The sequence below is a fragment of the Salmonella sp. SAL4457 genome (assembly GCF_046548235.1).
GTDB classification, from domain to species: Bacteria; Pseudomonadota; Gammaproteobacteria; order Enterobacterales; family Enterobacteriaceae; genus Salmonella; species Salmonella enterica.
This window is the reverse complement of sequence record NZ_JBGDZO010001365.1, coordinates 1-234: the sequence shown is the minus strand read 5'-3', so window position 1 is coordinate 234 and position 234 is coordinate 1. Positions and strand designations below refer to the sequence as shown.

At 35.9% G+C, this 234-nt stretch carries 1 protein-coding gene; it reads right to left on the bottom strand.

Annotated features, from left to right (window positions below; genetic code table 11):
• Nucleotides 1-234: alginate lyase family protein (locus ACLJNW_RS28625; RefSeq protein WP_410962066.1), on the bottom strand; the 234-nt coding region annotated here is incomplete at both ends.

Genomic DNA, 234 nt, shown 5'->3' with positions numbered 1-234 from the left:
ACATTACATCGGGTTTCAATGGCCATTTAGATTTATCCGTTATAAAAGGAAATAAATATTCTATCCCCTTCCTTATAGATTTTCCATCTGCAGTTTCATACCTCCAGAGATTATCCTGTGTTGTTGAAAGTACCTGGCAGATTGTCGTCATAGCATCAAGATTAAAAATAGAATATCCATAAGGTTTTGTTCTCTTCAACTCAAGCGGAAAACTGCCATCTGAAGCCATTTGAT